Source organism: Variovorax sp. CF313, from assembly GCF_000282635.1.
Classification (GTDB): domain Bacteria; phylum Pseudomonadota; class Gammaproteobacteria; order Burkholderiales; family Burkholderiaceae_C; genus Variovorax.
Genome location: NZ_AKIW01000069.1, coordinates 15,090 through 32,598, shown reverse-complemented (window position 1 = coordinate 32,598; position 17,509 = coordinate 15,090). Strand labels below are relative to the sequence as shown.

Annotated in this window: 18 protein-coding genes and 1 riboswitch; of the genes, 4 read left to right on the top strand and 14 right to left on the bottom strand. The window is 66.7% G+C overall.

Annotated features, from left to right (window positions below; translation table 11 throughout):
- Nucleotides 1–12 precede the first annotated feature (12 nt).
- The 3 genes from metW to PMI12_RS17000 form a co-directional block, all read right to left on the bottom strand.
- A complete protein-coding gene (gene metW / locus PMI12_RS17010; protein WP_007834857.1) occupies nucleotides 13–603 on the bottom strand; it encodes a methionine biosynthesis protein MetW in 591 nt (196 codons plus the stop codon).
- Entirely contained in the window at nucleotides 600–1,763 is a 1,164-nt protein-coding gene (gene metX / locus PMI12_RS17005) for a homoserine O-succinyltransferase MetX (RefSeq protein WP_042673612.1), read from the bottom strand. The genes metW and metX overlap by 4 nt, the downstream gene beginning before the upstream one ends.
- Nucleotides 1,764–1,987: 224 nt before the next feature.
- Nucleotides 1,988–2,551 (bottom strand): TMEM165/GDT1 family protein, encoded by a 564-nt coding sequence (locus tag PMI12_RS17000; RefSeq protein ID WP_007834845.1) that lies wholly within the window; start codon nucleotides 2,549–2,551, stop codon nucleotides 1,988–1,990.
- 7 nt (nucleotides 2,552–2,558) lie between these two features.
- A riboswitch (yybP-ykoY riboswitch) is annotated at nucleotides 2,559–2,745 on the bottom strand.
- 261 nt (nucleotides 2,746–3,006) lie between these two features.
- Between PMI12_RS17000 and PMI12_RS16995 the strand changes: the two genes are divergently transcribed.
- Entirely contained in the window at nucleotides 3,007–3,546 is a 540-nt protein-coding gene (locus PMI12_RS16995; protein ID WP_007834844.1) for an RNA recognition motif domain-containing protein, read from the top strand.
- Between the two features lie 83 nt (nucleotides 3,547–3,629).
- Here PMI12_RS16995 and PMI12_RS16990 read toward each other — a convergent pair whose 3' ends face one another.
- Genes PMI12_RS16990 through PMI12_RS16975 form a run of 4 tightly spaced genes read right to left on the bottom strand, consistent with a single transcriptional unit; the run spans nucleotide 3,630 to nucleotide 6,609 of the window.
- Nucleotides 3,630–4,412: an SDR family oxidoreductase gene (locus PMI12_RS16990; RefSeq protein WP_007834843.1), complete on the bottom strand. Its 783-nt coding sequence runs from the start codon at nucleotides 4,410–4,412 to the stop codon at nucleotides 3,630–3,632.
- Nucleotides 4,413–5,063: an LPS export ABC transporter periplasmic protein LptC gene (gene lptC / locus PMI12_RS16985; RefSeq protein ID WP_007834842.1), complete on the bottom strand. Its 651-nt coding sequence runs from the start codon at nucleotides 5,061–5,063 to the stop codon at nucleotides 4,413–4,415.
- A complete protein-coding gene (locus tag PMI12_RS16980; protein WP_007834841.1) occupies nucleotides 5,060–5,608 on the bottom strand; it encodes a KdsC family phosphatase in 549 nt (182 codons plus the stop codon). Before PMI12_RS16980 ends, lptC begins: the two co-directional genes overlap by 4 nt.
- Complete coding sequence (locus tag PMI12_RS16975; RefSeq protein ID WP_007834839.1) at nucleotides 5,608–6,609, bottom strand: KpsF/GutQ family sugar-phosphate isomerase; 1,002 nt, start codon at nucleotides 6,607–6,609, stop codon at nucleotides 5,608–5,610. Before PMI12_RS16975 ends, PMI12_RS16980 begins: the two co-directional genes overlap by 1 nt.
- 177 nt (nucleotides 6,610–6,786) lie before the next feature.
- Here PMI12_RS16975 and PMI12_RS16970 point away from each other — a divergent pair, with 177 nt between their 5' ends.
- Nucleotides 6,787–8,772, top strand: a complete 1,986-nt coding sequence (locus PMI12_RS16970; protein WP_007834837.1) for a monovalent cation:proton antiporter family protein — start codon at nucleotides 6,787–6,789, stop codon at nucleotides 8,770–8,772.
- A gap of 59 nt (nucleotides 8,773–8,831) precedes the next feature.
- On the opposite strand, the gene PMI12_RS16965 is transcribed toward PMI12_RS16970, so the two are convergent.
- The 7 genes from PMI12_RS16965 to rpmH all read right to left on the bottom strand — a co-directional run bounded on the left by PMI12_RS16965 (nucleotide 8,832) and on the right by rpmH (nucleotide 14,547).
- The gene (locus PMI12_RS16965; RefSeq protein WP_007834836.1) at nucleotides 8,832–9,791 is read right to left on the bottom strand and encodes a zinc ribbon domain-containing protein; all 960 of its coding nucleotides are present in this window, start codon (nucleotides 9,789–9,791) and stop codon (nucleotides 8,832–8,834) included.
- Between the two features lie 93 nt (nucleotides 9,792–9,884).
- A complete protein-coding gene (locus PMI12_RS16960) occupies nucleotides 9,885–10,346 on the bottom strand; it encodes a Crp/Fnr family transcriptional regulator (RefSeq protein WP_007834835.1) in 462 nt (153 codons plus the stop codon).
- Nucleotides 10,347–10,436: 90 nt separating this feature from the next.
- Complete coding sequence (gene mnmE / locus PMI12_RS16955) at nucleotides 10,437–11,843, bottom strand: tRNA uridine-5-carboxymethylaminomethyl(34) synthesis GTPase MnmE (protein WP_007834834.1); 1,407 nt, start codon at nucleotides 11,841–11,843, stop codon at nucleotides 10,437–10,439.
- 70 nt (nucleotides 11,844–11,913) lie between these two features.
- The gene (gene yidC / locus PMI12_RS16950) at nucleotides 11,914–13,623 is read right to left on the bottom strand and encodes a membrane protein insertase YidC (RefSeq protein WP_007834833.1); all 1,710 of its coding nucleotides are present in this window, start codon (nucleotides 13,621–13,623) and stop codon (nucleotides 11,914–11,916) included.
- Nucleotides 13,620–13,907, bottom strand: coding sequence for a membrane protein insertion efficiency factor YidD (yidD, locus tag PMI12_RS16945; RefSeq protein ID WP_007834832.1), 288 nt, complete (start codon nucleotides 13,905–13,907; stop codon nucleotides 13,620–13,622). Before yidD ends, yidC begins: the two co-directional genes overlap by 4 nt.
- The gene (locus PMI12_RS16940; RefSeq protein WP_007834830.1) at nucleotides 13,904–14,326 is read right to left on the bottom strand and encodes a ribonuclease P protein component; all 423 of its coding nucleotides are present in this window, start codon (nucleotides 14,324–14,326) and stop codon (nucleotides 13,904–13,906) included. Before PMI12_RS16940 ends, yidD begins: the two co-directional genes overlap by 4 nt.
- An 86-nt stretch (nucleotides 14,327–14,412) precedes the next feature.
- The gene (rpmH, locus tag PMI12_RS16935; RefSeq protein ID WP_007834827.1) at nucleotides 14,413–14,547 is read right to left on the bottom strand and encodes a 50S ribosomal protein L34; all 135 of its coding nucleotides are present in this window, start codon (nucleotides 14,545–14,547) and stop codon (nucleotides 14,413–14,415) included.
- A 307-nt stretch (nucleotides 14,548–14,854) separates the two neighbouring features.
- On the opposite strand from rpmH, the gene dnaA reads away from it, so the two are divergent.
- Together dnaA and dnaN are read left to right on the top strand one after the other, a co-directional pair.
- Complete coding sequence (gene dnaA / locus PMI12_RS16930; protein ID WP_007834823.1) at nucleotides 14,855–16,234, top strand: chromosomal replication initiator protein DnaA; 1,380 nt, start codon at nucleotides 14,855–14,857, stop codon at nucleotides 16,232–16,234.
- A gap of 90 nt (nucleotides 16,235–16,324) precedes the next feature.
- Nucleotides 16,325–17,431 (top strand): DNA polymerase III subunit beta, encoded by a 1,107-nt coding sequence (gene dnaN / locus PMI12_RS16925; protein ID WP_007834821.1) that lies wholly within the window; start codon nucleotides 16,325–16,327, stop codon nucleotides 17,429–17,431.
- Nucleotides 17,432–17,509 lie beyond the last annotated feature (78 nt).

Genomic DNA, 17,509 nt, shown 5'->3' with positions numbered 1-17,509 from the left:
TCTTCGTGGCGTTCAGCCGCCGCCGCGCTCGAACTTGAAGACCGCCGTGCTGGCGCGCGCGTTGGGCAGCCAGCGCACGTCGCGCCCGTTCTGCAGGCCGAAGGCGTCGAGCACGCGCAGGTTGTTCTTCCCGGCCAGCACCTCGAAATCCTTGAAGGTGCCGACGCGGATATTGGGCGTGTCGTACCACTGGTAGGGCAGGCGGCGCGTCACCGGCATGCGGCCGCGCGCCACGCTCAGGCGGTTGGGCCAGTGCGCGAAGTTGGGAAATGCGACGACGCCGATGCGGCCCACGCGCGCGGTCTCGCGCAGCATCACCTCGGCATTGCGCAGGTGCTGCAGAGTGTCGATCTGAAGCACCACGTCGAAGGAGGCGTCGTCGAACATCGCGAGGCCTTCGTCGAGGTTGAGCTGGATCACGTCGACGCCGCGGCGGATGCACTGCAGCACGTTGCCGTCGGCGATCTCCACGCCGTAGCCGGTACAGCCGCGCTCGCGCTGCAGCAGATCGAGCAGGGCGCCGTCGCCGCAGCCCAGGTCGAGCACGCGCGCGCCTCGCGGCACCAGCTCGGCGATCAATCGTTGATGCTCGAGGTCGCTCATTGCAGGAACTCCTTGGCGACGCGCTCGAAGTAGGAGCGCACCACGCCCATGTAGCGCACGTCGTCGAGCAGGAAGGCGTCGTGGCCGTGCGGCGCATCGATCTCGGCGTAGCTGACGTTGCGGCGGTTGTCGAGCAGCGCCTTCACCAGTTCGCGGCTGCGCGCGGGCGAGAAGCGCCAGTCGGTCTTGAAGCTCACGAGCAGGAACTGGGCGGTGGCCTGGGCCAGCGCGGTGCTGAGCTTGCCGCCGTGGCTGCGTGCGGGGTCGAAGTAGTCGAGTGCGCGGGTGATCAGCAGGTAGGTGTTGGCGTCGAAGTACTCGCTGAACTTGTCGCCCTGGTAGCGCAGGTAGCTTTCGATCTGGAACTCGACATCCTGCGTGGAGTAGCGGTAGTCGAGCCCCGCGGCCTCGCCCTCCACGGCGCTGCGCAGGATGCGGCCGAACTTGGCGTTCATCACGTCGTCGCTGAGGTAGGTGATGTGGCCGATCATCCGCGCGATGCGCAGGCCGCGCTTGGGGATCACGCCGTGTTCGTAGAAGTGGCCGCCGTGGAAATCGGGGTCGGTCACGATCGCGCGGCGCGCAACCTCGTTGAAGGCGATGTTCTCGGCCGTGAGGTTGGGCGCGCTCGCCACGACGACGGCGTGGCGCACGCGGTCGGGATACTGCAGCGTCCACGAGAGCGCCTGCATGCCGCCGAGGCTGCCGCCCATCACAGCCGCGAGCGTGCGGATGCCGAGCGCGTCGAGCAGCACGGCCTGGGCGTCCACCCAGTCCTCGACCGTGACCACCGGGAAGTCGGCGCCGTAGACACGGCCAGTGGCGGGGTTGGCGTGCATCGGTCCGGTCGAGCCGAAGCAGGAGCCGAGGTTGTTCACACCGATGACGAAGAAGCGATCGGTGTCGACCGGCTTGCCCGGACCGACCATGTTGTCCCACCAGCCTTCGGAACGGGCCTGGCCTTCGTAGACGCCCGCGACGTGGTGCGACGCATTGAGCGCGTGGCAGACCAGCACCGCATTGCTGCGCTCGGCGTTCAGGGTGCCGTAGGTTTCGTAGGCGAGCGTGTAGTCGCTGATCGACGCGCCGCTGCGCAGGGCCAGGGGGCCTGCGAACTGCATCGACTGCGAGGTGACGACCAAGGATGGTGACGACGACATGAATGAAAAAAACCCGGCCTCGCCAAAAACGAGCCGGGTCTGCCGCGCCTGTCTTTAGCTGGATTTATAAAGCGCCCGCAAGCTGAAGCAAATCGGCGCAAGGCAAAGTATATCCCCCAGGCTGCGCGCACTTCGTGTCGCTTCGCCAACCCCCTTCGGGGGCAACACCTGCGGCCCGGCAAAGCCGGTTCCGCGGTGTTTCTGGAAGGGCCCCTGCCTTTTTCTTACCAGCCGATGATCATGATGATGCCCAGCACCAGGAAGATCGCGGCCGAGATGCCGTGCACGAGCTTGATCGGCACGCGCCGCACGATCTTCTCGCCGAGCCATACCACCGGCGCGTTGGCCAGCATCATGCCCAGCGTGGTGCCCGCCACCACCCAGAAATAATCGTGCGTGAAGCGGGCGGCGAGCATGACGGTGGCGATCTGGGTCTTGTCGCCCATCTCGGCGAGGAAGAACGCGATCACGGTGGTGCCGAAGACCCCGAACTTCGACGCGCCCGGGGCGTCATCGTCGTCGAGCTTGTCTGGAATCAGCATCCACGCGGCCATCGCGATGAACGAGCCGCCCAGGATCCAGCGCAGCACGTCGGGCCCAAGCCAGCGCGTGATGTAGTTGCCGACCGCGCCGGCCAGCGCGTGGTTGATAAGGGTGGCGGCGAAGATGCCGAGGACGATCGGCCAGGGTTTCCTGAAGCGGGCTGCGAGCAGGAGGGCCAGGAGTTGGGTCTTGTCGCCCATTTCGGCGAGCGCAACCACGCCGGTTGCAACCAGAAAAGCTTCCATGATGAAGAGGGGTTCCTTGGGCCGAAGGACACAATTGACCGTGCAACACCTTCGGCCATATTCCCGAAGTTGCACGGTCAAAGGTCTCGCCAGGTGTGTTCACTGCACGCGCCATGTCCTGTGGGGCAGGACAAGTCTGTTGACGCGGGCCCCTCTCGCAAATCGGAAGGCGGCTACTCCCCAATGACGGGCGGATTGTACATGTAGCACCAAGGACCTCGCCTCACCGCGCAAGTAGGCGCTAGCTCCCAGGAGTTTTGACAGGTGCTACCTCAAGACGCAAATTCCTGCTTGCATTTCGGCTATTTCACCCATAATGCACGAGCCTCCCTCTTCATTTTGGTCGGGGGGCAAGTTCGGTGATCGGTCAGTTTCGCGCGGCTCGACGGCTCTCGTTTGAGTGATGCTTTCCGGGACTCCATCGCTTTTCTTGATGTGTTTATAGGAGTCCCTTGATGGGCAACAAACTGTACGTCGGCAACCTGCCTTACTCGGTGCGCGACGGAGATCTCGAACAGGCCTTCGGGCAGTTCGGCGCAGTGACCAGCGCCAAGGTCATGATGGAACGCGACACGGGCCGCTCGAAGGGCTTCGGCTTCGTCGAGATGGGCAGTGACGCGGAAGCACAAGCCGCCATCAACGGCATGAACGGCCAGCCCCTGGGCGGCCGCAGCGTCGTCGTCAATGAAGCGCGTCCGATGGAAGCACGTCCCCCGCGCAGCGGTGGTGGCGGCGGTTACGGCGGCGGCGGTGGTGGTTATGGCGGCGGTGGTGGCGGTGGCTACGGCGGCGGTGGTGGCGGCTACGGTGGTGGTGGCGGTGGCCGCTCCGGCGGTGGCGGCGGCTACGGCGGTGGTGGTGGCCGCAGCGGCGGCGGTGGTGGTGGCGATGGCGGTTTCCGCAGCCCCTACGGCGCCGGCCCCCGTGGCGGTGGCGGCGGTGGCCGTTCCGGCGGTGGCGGCGGTGGCTACGGCGGCGGCAACAGCGGCTACTGAGCCCTGCACTGCAAGGCGCACACAGACAAAAGGCTCCCTCGGGAGCCTTTTTCAATGGCCGATCGCTCGGCGCGTGCGGCTCGTCAGGCCTCGCCGCTGCGCTTCTTGCGCGCGCGCCCCTGCACCGCCCGGTCCAGCACGGCGTTGGGCAGCATGCGCATGATCTTGGCAACCACGCCCATCTGCCACGGGATCACGCGATAGCTCGTACCGGCCTCGATGGCGCGCAGCGCCTGGGCGGCGAAATCCTCGGCCTTCATGAGGAAGGGCATGCCGTAGCGGTTGCCCTGCGTCAGCGGCGTATCGATGTAGCCCGGGCACAGGGTGACGACTTTGACGCCGCTGCCGTGCAGCTCGCCGCGCAGGCTCTCGCAGTACGCCACCACGCCGGCCTTGCTGGCGCAGTACGCGCCGTGCCCCGGCAACCCGCGGATGGACGCCACGCTGCCGATGCCCACCAGCCGCCCGCTGCCGCGCTGCACCATCGCGCGCACGAATGGATGGAAGGTGGCGGCCAGGCCGACGTTGTTGGTGGCGAAGGTCTGCGCCAGCACGTCGAGGTCGGAACGCTCGGCCGTGTCGATGCCGACACTGATGCCTGCATTGGCGATCACCACGTCGGGCAGCCCCTGTTGCGCGATGCAGGCATTGCCGGCAGCGACGATGCTGTCGGTCTGCGCCACGTCGGCACTGTAGATCCGGTAGCGGTCTGCGCTCAGCTGGCGCGCCGCAGCCCACGATTCGATCTCGCCCGTGCGCCGGGCGACCAGCGCCAGGCGGTAGCCCGCATCGTAGAAGCTCGCAGCCAGCGCCTGGCCGATGCCGCTCGAGGCGCCGGTGATGAAGACAAGCGGGGATGGAGTCATTCAGCGCTTCCCTGAAGGAGCGGCCGCTGAAGGAATCAGCACACCGCGCACCCGGCCGTTCAGATTCGCCACGCCGCTCAGGTTGTCGTAGTCGAGCGTGTCGCCGGTGAACTGGTCGGTGCCGCGGATCAGCGTGACCGGCTTGTTCGACGTGACGCGCTCGGTGTCGACGTAGGCGTGCAGGAAGTCGCCACGGAACTCGAGGCGCGGCGCAGGCTTGCCACCGGGCCCCACGGACGGATCGCGGATGACGATCGCATTGCCGAACAGCTGGATCTCGCTGCCGTCGGAGTTCGACACGCCCCGGTCGGCCGTTGCGCGCGTCACGAGGCCTTCGGGCGACACCGTTCGCATGCGCACCTTGTCGACCTCCATGGTGTCCGAATCCGGGTAGTGCCGGCCTTCGGTGCCATGCAGTTCGCTGCGCAGGTCGCCGTTGGGCAGGAAGTTCTTGATGACGAAATCGCGCATGAAGTAGTCGGGCTCGTGCGTGGGCGCGGCCTTGGCCGTGGGCTCCAGCAGCTTGGGCGCGTTGCGCACCAGCCAGTAGGTGCCGAGCGCGACGGCCGCCGTCAGGATGATCGGCAGGTAGATCGTTGCGCGGTCGAGGACGTCGCGCACCATGCCCCATGCGCGTTTGACATTGTTCATGTATTCGGGCCCCGGGCTGCGTCGAGCATGACGCGGTACTGGCCACAGGCCGTGAGCAGCAGGTCGCAGAACTCGCGCGCCGCGCCTTCGCCGCCCCGCGCGCGGGTGACGTAGCGCGCGATGCCGCGCACTTCCGCGTGGGCATTGGCCGGCGCCGCGGCGAAGCCCACGCGCAGGAGCACCGGCAGGTCGGGCCAGTCGTCGCCGATGGCCGCGGCCTGCGCCCAGGTGAAGCCGAGCTGGTCGAGCATGGCCTGCGCGGCGGGCAGCTTGTCTTCGGTGCCGTAGCGCACGTGCTCGATGCCCAGCGCCTCGAGCCGCACGCGCAGCGGCTTGGAGTCGCGTCCCGTGATCACGGCCGGCACGATGCCCGCCTTGCGCAGCAGCTTCAGGCCGTAGCCGTCGAGGATGCTGAAGCGCTTGAGCGTCTCGCCGTGCTCGGTGAAGTACACGCCGCCGTCGGTCAGCACGCCGTCGATGTCGAAGAAGACGATGCGCACGTCCTGCGCGGCGAGCAATGTCTCGGCCTGGAACTCGAGCGGCATCAGATGACCTTCGCGCGCATCAGGTCGTTGGTATTGATGGCGCCGACGATCACGCCCTCGCCGTCGATCACGAACAGGCGGGTGATGCCGCACTGCTCCATGAGCTCGGCCGCTTCCACCGCCAGCGCGTCGACGCGGATGGTGCGCGGGTTGTGGTGCATCACTTCGGCCGCCTTGGGGCTGCGCAGGTCGGCACCGGCTTCGATCAGGCGGCGCAGGTCGCCGTCGGTGAAGATGCCGAGCGCGCGGCCGTCGGGCGCGATCACCGCCGCGGCGCCGAAGCCCTTGTTGCTCATGGCGCGCATCAGCTCGCCGATGCCGGCGTCGGGTGCCACGCGCGGCACATCGTCGTCGGAGCGCATGACGTCGCTCACGTGGGTGAGCAGCTTGCGCCCGAGCGCGCCGCCCGGGTGCGAGCGCGCGAAGTCTTCCGAACCGAAGCCGCGCGCGTCGAGCAGCGCCACGGCCAGCGCGTCGCCCATCGCCATCTGGGCGGTGGTGCTCGCGGTGGGGGCGAGGTTGAGCGGACAGGCCTCCTTGGACACGCCGGCGTCGATCACGATGTCGGCATGGCGCGCGAGGGTGGATTCAGGGCGGCCGGTCATGGCGATCAGGGGCACGCCCTGGCGCTTGACGACCGGCAGGATGACGGTGAGTTCTTCGACCTCGCCGCTGTTGGAAATGGCGAGCACCAGGTCGACGGCCTTGATCATGCCAAGGTCGCCGTGGCTGGCCTCGGCCGGGTGCACGAACATCGCGGGCGTGCCGGTGGAGGCGAGGGTGGCGGCGATCTTGCGGCCGACGTGGCCGCTCTTGCCCATGCCCATCACGACCACGCGGCCGCGCACTTCGAGGATCTTGCGCACGGCCTCGACGAAGCTCGGGCCGACGCGGGTCTTCAGACCGGTGACGGCTTCGGCTTCGATGTCGAAGGTGAGACGTGCCCGAGCGAGGATGGCTTCGGGGTCGACCACGGGGGCCGGGACGGGACGGGAGCTCATTGCCGGATTTTACGGGTCGGAGGGTTGCCCCCACGCCCGGCACTGTGTGTCCTCGCTGCCCCCCCGAGGGGGCGCTCGCGCCTTGGGGCGGCCCGGCGGCGCTCGATGCCCCCACGCTCGGCACTGCGTGTCCTCCCCGACGCGCTGCGCACGGGTCTTGCTCTAGCATCGCCGCCTATGTCTTCGTTCGATCTCACGCTGTTGTATCTCCTCGCCGCAGTGATCGGCGTGGTGGCGTGCCGCTCCCTCAAGCTGCCGCCGATGCTGGGCTATCTCTCGGCCGGCGTGCTGATCGGGCCGCATGCCTTCGCGCTGGCGCAGAACACCGAAGGCATCCAGCACCTGGGCGAATTCGGCGTGGTGTTCCTCATGTTCGTGATCGGGCTGGAGTTCAGCCTGCCCAAGCTGCGCGCGATGCGAAAACACGTTTTCGGCCTCGGCCTGCTGCAGGTGCTGCTGACGATGGCCATCGCCACGGCCGGCGCGCTGCTGATTGCCCACTGGCTGCCGCCGTCGTGGCGGCTCGGCTGGCAGACCGCGCTGGCGCTGTCGGGCGCGCTCACCATGAGCAGCACGGCCATCGTGGTCAAGCTGATGGCCGAGCGGCTCGAACTCGAGAGCGAACACGGCAAGCGGGTGATGGGCGTGCTGCTGTTCCAGGACCTGGCCGTGGTGCCGCTGCTGGTGCTGATTCCCGCACTGGGCGCGCCGCCCGAGGCGCTGGCCAAGGCGCTGGGCTTCGCGCTGCTGAAGGCGAGCTTCCTGATCGGCGTGCTGCTGTACGGCGGCCCGCGCATCATGCGCTGGTGGCTCACGCTGGTGGCGCGGCGGCGCAGCGAAGAACTCTTCATCCTGAACGTGCTGCTGATCACGCTGGGCCTGGCCTGGCTCACCGAACTGGCCGGCCTGAGCCTGGCGTTGGGCGCCTTCATCGCGGGCATGCTGGTGTCGGAGACCGAATACAAGCACCAGGTCGAGACCGACATCCGTCCTTTCCACGACGTGCTGCTGGGGCTGTTCTTCATCACCGTGGGCATGTCGCTCGACTGGCACATCGTGGTCGAACGCTGGCTGCTGGTGGCCGTGCTGCTGCTGATGCCGCTGGCGTTCAAGCTGGGGCTGGTGACGGTGCTGGCGCGGGTGCTGGGCGCCACCTCGGGCGTGTCGCTGCGCACCGGCCTCTACCTGGCGCAGGCCGGCGAGTTCGGCTTCGTGCTGCTGACGCTGGCGCAGGAGCGCAGCCTGTTGCCGCCATGGCTGGCCAACCCGGTGCTGGCGTCGATGGTGCTGTCGATGCTCACGACGCCGTTCATCATCATGTACAGCAACGCCATCGTGCGAAAGCTCGTGGCCAGCGACTGGCTGCAGCAGTCGCTGCAGATGACGACCATCGCGCGCAAGACCATCAACACGGCGCAGCACGTGATCATCTGCGGCTACGGGCGCTGCGGCCAGAACCTGGCGCGCATCCTCGAACGCGAGGGCATCCCGTACATGGCGCTCGACCTCGACCCCGACCGCGTGCGGCAGGCCGCCGCCGCCGGCGACTCGGTGGTGTTCGGCGATGCGGCGCGGCTGCAGGCCTTGATGGCGGCCGGCTTGGCGCGCGCGAGTGCCGTGGTCGTCACCTACCTCGACGTGCCCGGCGCGATGAAGGTGCTGGCCAACACGCGCGCCCATGCGCCGCACGTGCCGGTGATCGTGCGCACGCAGGACGATCACGACCTGGAAAAACTGCAGGCGGCCGGAGCGACGGAAGTGGTACCCGAGGCCATCGAAGGCTCGCTCATGCTCGCGAGCCATGCGCTGGCGCTGGTCGGCGTGCCGATGCGCCGCGTGATCCGCGTGGTGCAGGATCAGCGCGACGCCCGCTACAACCTGCTGCGCGGCTACTTCCACGGCGCCGATGACGACAACGCCGACGAACTCGATCACGAGCGCCTCAACAGCTTCACGCTCAACGCCGGCGCGCGCGCGGTGGGCCAGCCGCTGGAACGGCTGGCGCTGTCCGCGCTCGGCGTGCGTGTGGCCAGCCTGCGCCGGCACGACGGCCAGCCGCGTGCGCTGGCCGACGGCACGGTGCTGTCGGAGGGCGATACGCTGGTGCTGTCCGGCAAGCCGGCCGCGCTGGCGATCGCCATCGACCGCCTGCAAAAAGGCTAGTTTCTTGTTCGGGAACGCCGCGGAACCCGCTTCGCACGGTGTCCCCGGTAGAGGCGAGCTCAGTTGATCAGCGTCGGGTTGCGCTTTTCTTCTTCGATGCGCTGCTGGCGGCGCACCGCTTCGCACTGCGCGTGGGCCTTGAATTCGGGCTTCAGGCACTGGGCCGCCATGCATTGCGCCTTGGCAATGAAGTTGCGGTCGCCGCACATGGCCTGGGGCTCGGCCGTAGCGACAGGTGCCGGCGCCGGGGCGGGGGCAGCGACCACGGCAGCGGGTTCGGGCGCGTTCGACGGTAGTGCGGCAGTGGTCGCCTGCTTGTTGCGCGGCTTGGCAGCGGGCTTGGGCGCCGCGGCGGCAGCCGGTGCGGTTTCAGCGGCAGGCGGCATCGCGGCCGGCTCGGCGGGCTGGGGTTCGGGCGCCGCCGGCGAAGGTTCGGCGAGCGGCGGCGACGATGGGGCCACGGGCGCGGGAGTTTCGGTGGCTGGGGCGGTGGCCTCTTCAGCGGCCGCAGGCGCCTTTCGCGTCCCGTTGCCGGACCAACCGGCGACGATCATTGCCACCGCGACCACCAGCAGACCGAGCCACAGCAGGATCACGCGCTTGCGCGGCGGCCGTTCGGCCGGCACGGATTGCCGGACCTTGGCCCGGCTTCTCCTTTTCGTTCCGGACTTCGGGGCCCAGGTCGACTCCAGGCCCGGCGGCGAAGCGGGCGGCGCGGGTGTCCGCGGCAGTTCGTCGTCGTGCACCATGAGCACGGTCTGTTCATGCTCGTCGCTCTGCCGCGCGGCCGACCTGCCGAAAAAAGATCCGCGCGCAGGCAGCGGCTCGTCCGGATCGAACAGCGGCGCCGGAATGGTCGGCGCGCGCAACTGGGCGGGCGCGGTGGTGGCCCATTCGCGTTCGGGGCTCGGCGGCGGGGGAATCCGGTCTCCTGCGGCAGGCAGCTTGACGCCGCAGCTCCTGCAGAACTTCGCGCCGCCGCGGTTTTCCGTGCTGCAGACCGGACAGATCAAGGCCATGGATTGCTTACTGACTACTCTCGGGGGTCAAAACGAAAAGCTGGCTGGCCTGCCCGCATGTGGCAGATCGATCCGCCGGCGGACAGCGCAGCCTCAGGTCACGGCGACGCGCTTGGAGCGGTGCGCCATGCGCTTGGCGATCACGGCGCCGAGCGCCATCGCGATTTCCAGCGCCATGTTGGGCTGGCGGTTCGACATTTCCGCAAAGCGGATCGCCGTGAGCCGCCACACGCGGCCTGCGCCGGTGACCACCACGTTGGCCGAATGCGGCTGGCGCGAGAAGAACGAGCCTTCGCCGACCACCGAGCCGGGCGTGAGCACGGCCAGCCGCATCTGCTCCTTGCTGCTGACGCGGTGCACGCTGATGGCACCGCTCTCGATGAAGAAAACCGAGCGGTCCGGCGTGCCCTGTTCGATCAGCACGTCGCCAACGCCGGTATCGATGGGCTGCAGATAGCCCGCCAGTGTTTCCCACTGCTGGACGTTGAACGTCAACGCAAACGCGTCGGTGCTCGTGTTCTCCGCGATGGCGCGGCTCAGGTTCTGGATGGACATGTTTTCTTCGGCCCCCGCATGTGAGCCGAAGTATCAGCGATGCTCAGGAGATTCGGCTACAACTGTTTACGTTTTTCAAACCGGCTGTCGCTATTTACCAATGCAGAAGCGCGAAAAGATGACGCCCAGCAGGTCGTCCGCGCCGAACTCGCCGGTGATCTCGTTCAGGGCGTTCTGCGCCAGCCGCAGTTCTTCGGCCAGCAGGTCGAGCAACTGGGCCTGCGCCGCCAGATGGCTGGCCGCCAGCGCCAGGTGCGTTTCGACCCGGGCCAGCGCCTGCACGTGGCGCGCCCGCGCGAGGTACACGCCCTCGGGCACGGCCTGCCAGCCGGCCATGGCCAGCAGTTGTTCACGCAGGGCCTCGATGCCCAGGCCGGTCTTGGCGGACAGGGCGATGCCATGCCCGGCATGGGCGTCAGGCGCAGCGTCCTGCTTGTTCCAGACGTCGAGCACCGGCACGCTCGCAGGCAGCTTCTGGCGCAGGCCGGCCAGGATGTCGGCATCAGCGGCGGCGTAGTCGGCCAGATGGGCGCGCGTCAGGTCGTGCAGGAACAGCACGGCGTCGGCGCTTTCGATCTGGCCCCAGGCACGCGCCACGCCGATCTGCTCGACCTCGTCGCTGCTCTCGCGCAGGCCGGCGGTGTCGGCCACGTGCAGCGGCACGCCGTGGATCTGGATGGTCTGCGAGACCACGTCGCGCGTGGTGCCCGCCACTGCGCTTACGATGGCCAGTTCGGCACCGGCCAGCGCATTGAGCAGCGAGCTCTTGCCCGCGTTGGGCTGGCCTGCGATCACGACCTTGATGCCTTCGCGCAGCAGCGCACCCTGTTTCGCGCGCTGCTGCACGGCTGCGAGCTGCGACTGCAGCTTTGCCAGTTGCCCGGTGGCATCGGCTTTCTGGAGGAAATCGATCTCTTCTTCCGGAAAGTCGAGCGTCGCTTCGACCAGCATGCGCAGGTGGATCAACGCATCGCGCAGCGTGTGGATCTCGCGCGAGAACGCGCCCGATAGCGAACGCCCGGCGCTGCGCGCAGCCGCCTCGGTGCTGGCGTCGATCAGGTCGGCAATGGCCTCGGCCTGTGCCAGGTCGACCTTGCCGTTGAGAAAGGCCCGCTGGCTGAATTCGCCGGGCTCGGCCACGCGCAAGCCGGGCAGGCGAGCGCGGCCGGTGACGGGATCAGGCTCGGCCGCGGCTTCGAGGCAGCGCGCCAGCAGCAGCTGCAACACGACCGCGCCGCCGTGGGCCTGCAGTTCGAGCACGTCCTCGCCGGTGAAGGAATTCGGCGAGGGAAAGTGAACGGCCAGGCCATGGTCGACCGGCTCGCCGTGCGCATCGCGAAACGGCAGGTAGGTGGCTTCGCGCGGCTTGAGCACGCGGCCGCAGATGGCATCGATCAGCGGTGCCAGCCTGGCCCCCGACACCCGCACGATGCCGACCGCGCCGCGTCCCGAGGCAGTGGCGATGGCGACGATGGGATCGGTGGTGCGGGCAAGCATGGTACGGATTCTTTCAGCAAAAAGGGCCGCTTTCGCGGCCCTTTCGGGGGATGACTGGGGCGTCGTGCGGCTACTTCTTGGCGCCGAGCACGCCCAGGCGCTTGTTGATGAACCACTGCTGTGCGATCGACAGCGTGTTGTTCGTGATCCAGTACAGCACCAGGCCGGCCGGGAAGAAGATGAACATCACGCTGAACGCGAGCGGCATGATCCACATCAGCTTGGCCTGCATCGGATCGGGCGGCGTCGGGTTGAGCCAGGTCTGGAACAGCGAGGTGGCCGTCATCACGATCGGCAGGATGTACCAGGGGTCCGGTGCCGACAGGTCGGTGATCCAGCCGATCCACGGGGCGTGGCGCATTTCGACCGACGACAGCAGCACCCAGTAGAGCGCGATGAACACCGGGATCTGGATCACGATGGGGAAGCAGCCACCCATCGGATTGACCTTCTCGGTCTTGTAGATCCGCATCATCTCCTGCTGCATCTCTTGCGGCTTGTCCTTGAGCCGCTCGCGCATCTCCATGATCTTCGGGTTGATGGCCTTCATCTTGGCCATGCTGGCGTAGGCCTTGGCGTTGAGCCAGTAGAAGGCCGCCTTCAGCAGCACCACCAGCGCGACGATCGACCAGCCCCAGTTGCCCAGGATGCCGTGCAGCTGGTTCAGCAGCCAGTACAGCGGCTTGGAGATGATCGCGAAGATGCCGTAGTCCTTCACCAGGTCCAGGCCGGGTGCGATGGCTTCGAGCTTCTTTTCTTCCTCGGGGCCGGCGAACAGCGTGCTGTTCACGACCTGCGTGGCGCCGGGGGCGATCTTGGGCAGCGTGGCCACCATGGCCACGGTGAACAGGTTGTCGCCCAGGTCCTTCACGCGGAACTCGCGGCGCAGCTGTTCGCTCGCCGGGTCGCCCTTGAGCAGCCAGGCCGACACGAAGTAGTGCTGCACCATCGCGATCCAGCCGTCGTTGGCCGGCGGGGGCGGTTCGATCTTGCCCTTGGCGATGTCCTTGAAGTCGAGCTTGTGGAACTTCTTCTCGTTGGTGTACGCGGCGGGACCGGTGAAGGTGTTGGTGCCGAACATCGTGCCGGCGGCCACGGTGCCATGGCGCAGCAGCTGCATGTAGAGCTGGGCGTCGCGCGGCTGGTCGCTCGTGTTGACCACCTCGTGGCGCACGCCGATGGCGTAGTCGCCGCGGTGGAACACGTAGGTCTTGACGTACTTCAGGCCGCCGACGGGGGCACTTTCGAAGCCCACTTCCAGCGTGTTCTGGCCATCGGCCATCTCGCGCGGGCCGGCCTTCGGCGTCATCTGCGTCAGGTGGTTGGGAAAGCGCTCACCCGAGTCGACGGGATTCAGCAGGCCGGTCTGCGCCACATAGCGCGTGGCCGGCGAGCCGTTTTCGAACAGCACGACGCGCTTGGTGCGGTCGGCTTCGTCGTACTTCAGCAGCTCGAGGTGGTTGACCGTGCCGCCTTCGCTGTCGATCGTGGCCTTGAACAGGTCGGTGGTCACGCTGACCTGCTCGCGCGGCGCGGCTGCAGCGGCTTGCGTGGGCACGGCACCGGCGCTGCCGCCGCTCGCGCCCGACGAAGATGCAGCCGGCACGCCGTTGCTGGCAGCGGGTGCGCTGCCCGCGGCCGGGGCGGAGGCCACCGCGGCCGGCTTGCTCGACGGCAGGAAGGTCGGCTTGTTGCCGTTGAAGACCTGCCATTGGTCCCACAGCAGCACCAGCGAGAACCCAAAAATCACCCACAGGATCGTGCGGCGTATATCGTTCATGACGAAGACTTCTTGTCGGAGGAGAGAAGAGACGAAAACAGCGAGCCTGACTTGTCAGTGCGACGCTGTGATTTCGGTGGAACCGGATCGTGCCCGCCATCGCACCATGGCTGGCAGCGCGCGATGCGGTGCAGAGTGAGGTAACTGCCCTTGAGCGCGCCATGCACTTCCAGCGCCTCGATCGAATACACCGAGCAGGTCGGCGTGAAGCGGCACGACTGGCCGAGCCAGGGGCTCAGCAGCAGGCGGTAGCCCTTCACAAGGCCGATCAGCAGGCGTTTCATGACGAGGAGGAAGCGGGCGGAGGCGCCGAAGCGGGAGCGGAAGAACGCGCCGCCCGCGCCAGCAGCTGCCGGAGCTCGGCGCGCACCGCTGCCTTGAGCTTGTCCGAAGTGGCGCTCACGAATTCCTTGCGGTCGAAACCGGCGCGCAGCCGCACCACGTGCGCAGCACGTGGCAAGCCGACGCCGGGTGCGGCGCTCACCGTATAGATCTGGCGCTTGATGGCATTGCGCGTGACCGCGCGACGCGCCCAGCGCTTGGGCACCATGGCGCCCAGCCAGACATCGTCGGACGCGAACAACGGCGGTGCGCCCGATGCGAGATCGAGCGCACAGCGATGCAATGCGAAATGAGCAGTGCGCGCCACGGTGGCACCTGCGAGGACGGCCTGGAATTGCGCGCGGGTCTTGAGCCGCTGCATGGAAGCCGGACCGGATACGCCGGAAGCGCTGGCTGTGGAAGCCTGCGCTGACGTGTCGGCTGCTGGCAACGGCAGGTGGGCTGCCGTCAGACGGCCAGGCGCTTGCGGCCCTTGGCGCGGCGTGCGTTGATGACGGCGCGGCCGCCGCGGGTCTTCATGCGGACCAGGAAGCCGTGGGTACGGGCGCGGCGGACTTTGGATGCTTGATAAGTGCGTTTCATGGTGATTTCCTATTTCCCTGTTCGCGCCGGTTCTTCGCACAAAAAGCATGAAGTACCTGCGGGCCGCCGGGGGAGCGTGTTTCGGATGGTCCCCGAAAGACGCAAGAGGTTTTCAGGGAAACCCGCAATTATCGCAAACATTGGCCGCCGGAACAATCTTCGAGTGGATTTGCGGGCCTTTCGATCGGCCCGGCGGCGTGTGGATAAGGTTTTGACAAGTTAGAATGCCGGGCGCCTTCCAGCAGAGAATATCCACAATACCTATACCAAAAAATGCCCGAGGGTCTCATCACTTTTTCAAGCGCCCATGTCGACTGACGGCATCGGCGAAAGCCTCTGGCAGGCCTGCGTCGACCAACTCGCGCAGGAGCTGTCAGAGCAGCAATTCAACACCTGGATCAAGCCCCTGACTGCGCAGGTCGCCGACGACCTCTCGCGCATGACGGTGTTCGTCGCCAACCGCTTCAAGCTCGACTGGATCCGGGCTCAGTACGCCGGCAAGATCGCCGCCATGGCCGAGAAGATGTACGGCCAGCCGGTCGCCATTGAGTTAGCGCTTGCTCCTCGCGAAGCGGCCGTACGCCCTGCACCTGTGGCCGTCATGGCCGAAACCGACGTGCCGCGCGACGTGGCCGGCCCGGGCGAGGAGCCGGCCGCCGCGGGCTTCAAGAACAGGCTGAATTCCGGTCTCACCTTCGACACCCTGGTCGAGGGCACGGCCAACCGCATGGCGCGCGCCGCGGCCATGCACGTGGCCGGCATGCCGGGCCATCTTTACAACCCGCTTTTCATCTACGGCGGCGTCGGCTTGGGCAAGACCCACCTGATGCACGCTGTGGGTAACCGGCTGCTGGCCGACAAGGCGGATTCCAAAGTTCTCTACATCCATGCCGAGCAGTTCGTCTCGGATGTGGTCAAAGCCTATCAGCGCAAGACTTTCGATGAGTTCAAGGAGCGCTATCACTCGCTCGATCTGTTGCTGATCGACGATGTGCAGTTCTTCGCCAACAAGGACCGGACGCAGGAAGAATTCTTCAATGCGTTCGAGGCCCTGCTCGCCAAGAAGTCGCACATCGTGATGACCAGCGACACCTACCCGAAGGGCCTGGCCGACATCCACGAACGCCTGGTGTCGCGCTTCGATTCGGGCCTCACGGTGGCCATCGAGCCGCCCGAGCTCGAGATGCGCGTGGCCATCCTGATCAACAAGGCGCGCGCCGAATCGGCCGAAATGCCGGAAGAAGTGGCCTTCTTCGTCGCCAAGAACGTGCGCTCCAACGTGCGTGAACTCGAAGGCGCGCTGCGCAAGATCCTGGCTTACTCGCGCTTCAACCAGAAGGAGATCTCGATCGCCCTGGCGCGCGAGGCGCTGCGCGACCTGCTGTCGATCCAGAACCGTCAGATCTCGGTCGAAAATATCCAGAAGACGGTGGCCGACTACTACAAGATCAAGGTCGCCGACATGTACAGCAAGAAGCGTCCGGCCAGCATTGCGCGGCCGCGGCAGATCGCGATGTACCTGGCCAAGGAGCTCACGCAGAAAAGCCTGCCCGAAATCGGCGAGCTGTTCGGCGGGCGTGACCACACGACGGTGCTGCACGCGGTGCGCAAGATCTCGGGCGAGCGCCAGCAGCTCACCGAACTCAACCAGCAGCTTCACGTGCTCGAGCAGACGCTCAAGGGCTGACCGCCGAATGTCATCAAGAAAGCCCCTCGCGACAGCGGAGAATGGCGCCCTTACAAGCTGATTCAAAGAGATAGAGAAGAGGAAGAAGACATGATCGTTTTGAAGGCAAACCAAGACAAAGTCCTCGCCGCGCTGCAGTCGGTGGCGGGCATCGTGGAGCGGCGTCACACCTTGCCGATCCTGGCGAACGTGCTGATCCGCAAGACCGGTGGCCAGCTGCAGCTGACCACCAGCGACCTCGAAATCCAGATCCGCACCACCGCCGAGCTCGGCGGCGACGAAGGCAGCTTCACAACCACCATCGGCGCGCGCAAGCTGATCGACATCCTGCGCACCATGCCGGCCGACCAGACCGTGAGCCTCGAGTCGAGCGCCAGCAAGCTGGTGCTCAAGGGCGGCAAGAGCCGCTTCACGCTGCAGTCGCTGCCCGCCGAAGACTTCCCGCTGGTGCAGGAAGCCGCCAATTTCGGCCCTGTGTTCAGCGTGCCGCAGAAGACGCTGAAGGACCTGCTCTCGCAGGTTTCGTTCGCGATGGCCGTGCACGACATCCGCTACTACCTGAACGGCATCCTGTTCGTGGCCGAAGGCAAGCAGTTGAGCCTGGTTGCCACCGACGGCCACCGCCTGGCGTTTTCCTCCGCCATGCTCGACGTCGAGGTGCCGCGCCAGGAAGTCATTCTTCCGCGCAAGACCGTCATCGAAATGCAGCGCCTGCTGTCGGACGCCGAAGGCGCCATCGAGATGCAGTTCGCGAACAACCAGGCCAAGTTCAGCTTTGGCGGCATGGAGTTCGTCACCAAGCTGGTCGAGGGCAAGTTCCCCGACTACAACCGCGTGATCCCGAAGAACCACAAGAACAGCGTCACGCTGGGCCGCGCGCCGCTGCTGGCCAGCCTGCAGCGCACCGCTATCCTGACGAGCGAGAAGTTCAAGGGCGTGCGCCTGAACATCGAGCCGGGCACGCTGCGCATCGCGTCGAACAACGCCGAGCAGGAAGAAGCGCAGGACGAACTCGACATCGACTACGGCGGCGACGCCATCGAAATCGGCTTCAACGTCACCTACCTGATCGACGCGCTGTCGAACATGGACCAGGACATGGTCAAGCTGGAGCTTGCCGACTCCAACAGCTCGGCGTTACTGACCATCCCCGAGAACGCATCCTTCAAGTACGTCGTGATGCCGATGCGTATCTAGCAGACAGACCCCGAAGCGCCTTGCGCACACAGCCCGCGGCCCTCCGCGGGTTTGCGCTTTCAAGAGGCGGCGAATTGA

Coding starts and splice junctions, on each gene's coding strand:
- metW (WP_007834857.1), bottom strand. CDS start 603: ATGAGCGACCTCGAGCATCAACGATTGATCGCCGAGCTGGTGCCGCGA.
- metX (WP_042673612.1), bottom strand. CDS start 1,763: ATGTCGTCGTCACCATCCTTGGTCGTCACCTCGCAGTCGATGCAGTTC.
- PMI12_RS17000 (WP_007834845.1), bottom strand. CDS start 2,551: ATGGAAGCTTTTCTGGTTGCAACCGGCGTGGTTGCGCTCGCCGAAATG.
- PMI12_RS16995 (WP_007834844.1), top strand. CDS start 3,007: ATGGGCAACAAACTGTACGTCGGCAACCTGCCTTACTCGGTGCGCGAC.
- PMI12_RS16990 (WP_007834843.1), bottom strand. CDS start 4,412: ATGACTCCATCCCCGCTTGTCTTCATCACCGGCGCCTCGAGCGGCATC.
- lptC (WP_007834842.1), bottom strand. CDS start 5,063: ATGAACAATGTCAAACGCGCATGGGGCATGGTGCGCGACGTCCTCGAC.
- PMI12_RS16980 (WP_007834841.1), bottom strand. CDS start 5,608: ATGCCGCTCGAGTTCCAGGCCGAGACATTGCTCGCCGCGCAGGACGTG.
- PMI12_RS16975 (WP_007834839.1), bottom strand. CDS start 6,609: ATGAGCTCCCGTCCCGTCCCGGCCCCCGTGGTCGACCCCGAAGCCATC.
- PMI12_RS16970 (WP_007834837.1), top strand. CDS start 6,787: ATGTCTTCGTTCGATCTCACGCTGTTGTATCTCCTCGCCGCAGTGATC.
- PMI12_RS16965 (WP_007834836.1), bottom strand. CDS start 9,791: ATGGCCTTGATCTGTCCGGTCTGCAGCACGGAAAACCGCGGCGGCGCG.
- PMI12_RS16960 (WP_007834835.1), bottom strand. CDS start 10,346: ATGTCCATCCAGAACCTGAGCCGCGCCATCGCGGAGAACACGAGCACC.
- mnmE (WP_007834834.1), bottom strand. CDS start 11,843: ATGCTTGCCCGCACCACCGATCCCATCGTCGCCATCGCCACTGCCTCG.
- yidC (WP_007834833.1), bottom strand. CDS start 13,623: ATGAACGATATACGCCGCACGATCCTGTGGGTGATTTTTGGGTTCTCG.
- yidD (WP_007834832.1), bottom strand. CDS start 13,907: ATGAAACGCCTGCTGATCGGCCTTGTGAAGGGCTACCGCCTGCTGCTG.
- PMI12_RS16940 (WP_007834830.1), bottom strand. CDS start 14,326: ATGCAGCGGCTCAAGACCCGCGCGCAATTCCAGGCCGTCCTCGCAGGT.
- rpmH (WP_007834827.1), bottom strand. CDS start 14,547: ATGAAACGCACTTATCAAGCATCCAAAGTCCGCCGCGCCCGTACCCAC.
- dnaA (WP_007834823.1), top strand. CDS start 14,855: ATGTCGACTGACGGCATCGGCGAAAGCCTCTGGCAGGCCTGCGTCGAC.
- dnaN (WP_007834821.1), top strand. CDS start 16,325: ATGATCGTTTTGAAGGCAAACCAAGACAAAGTCCTCGCCGCGCTGCAG.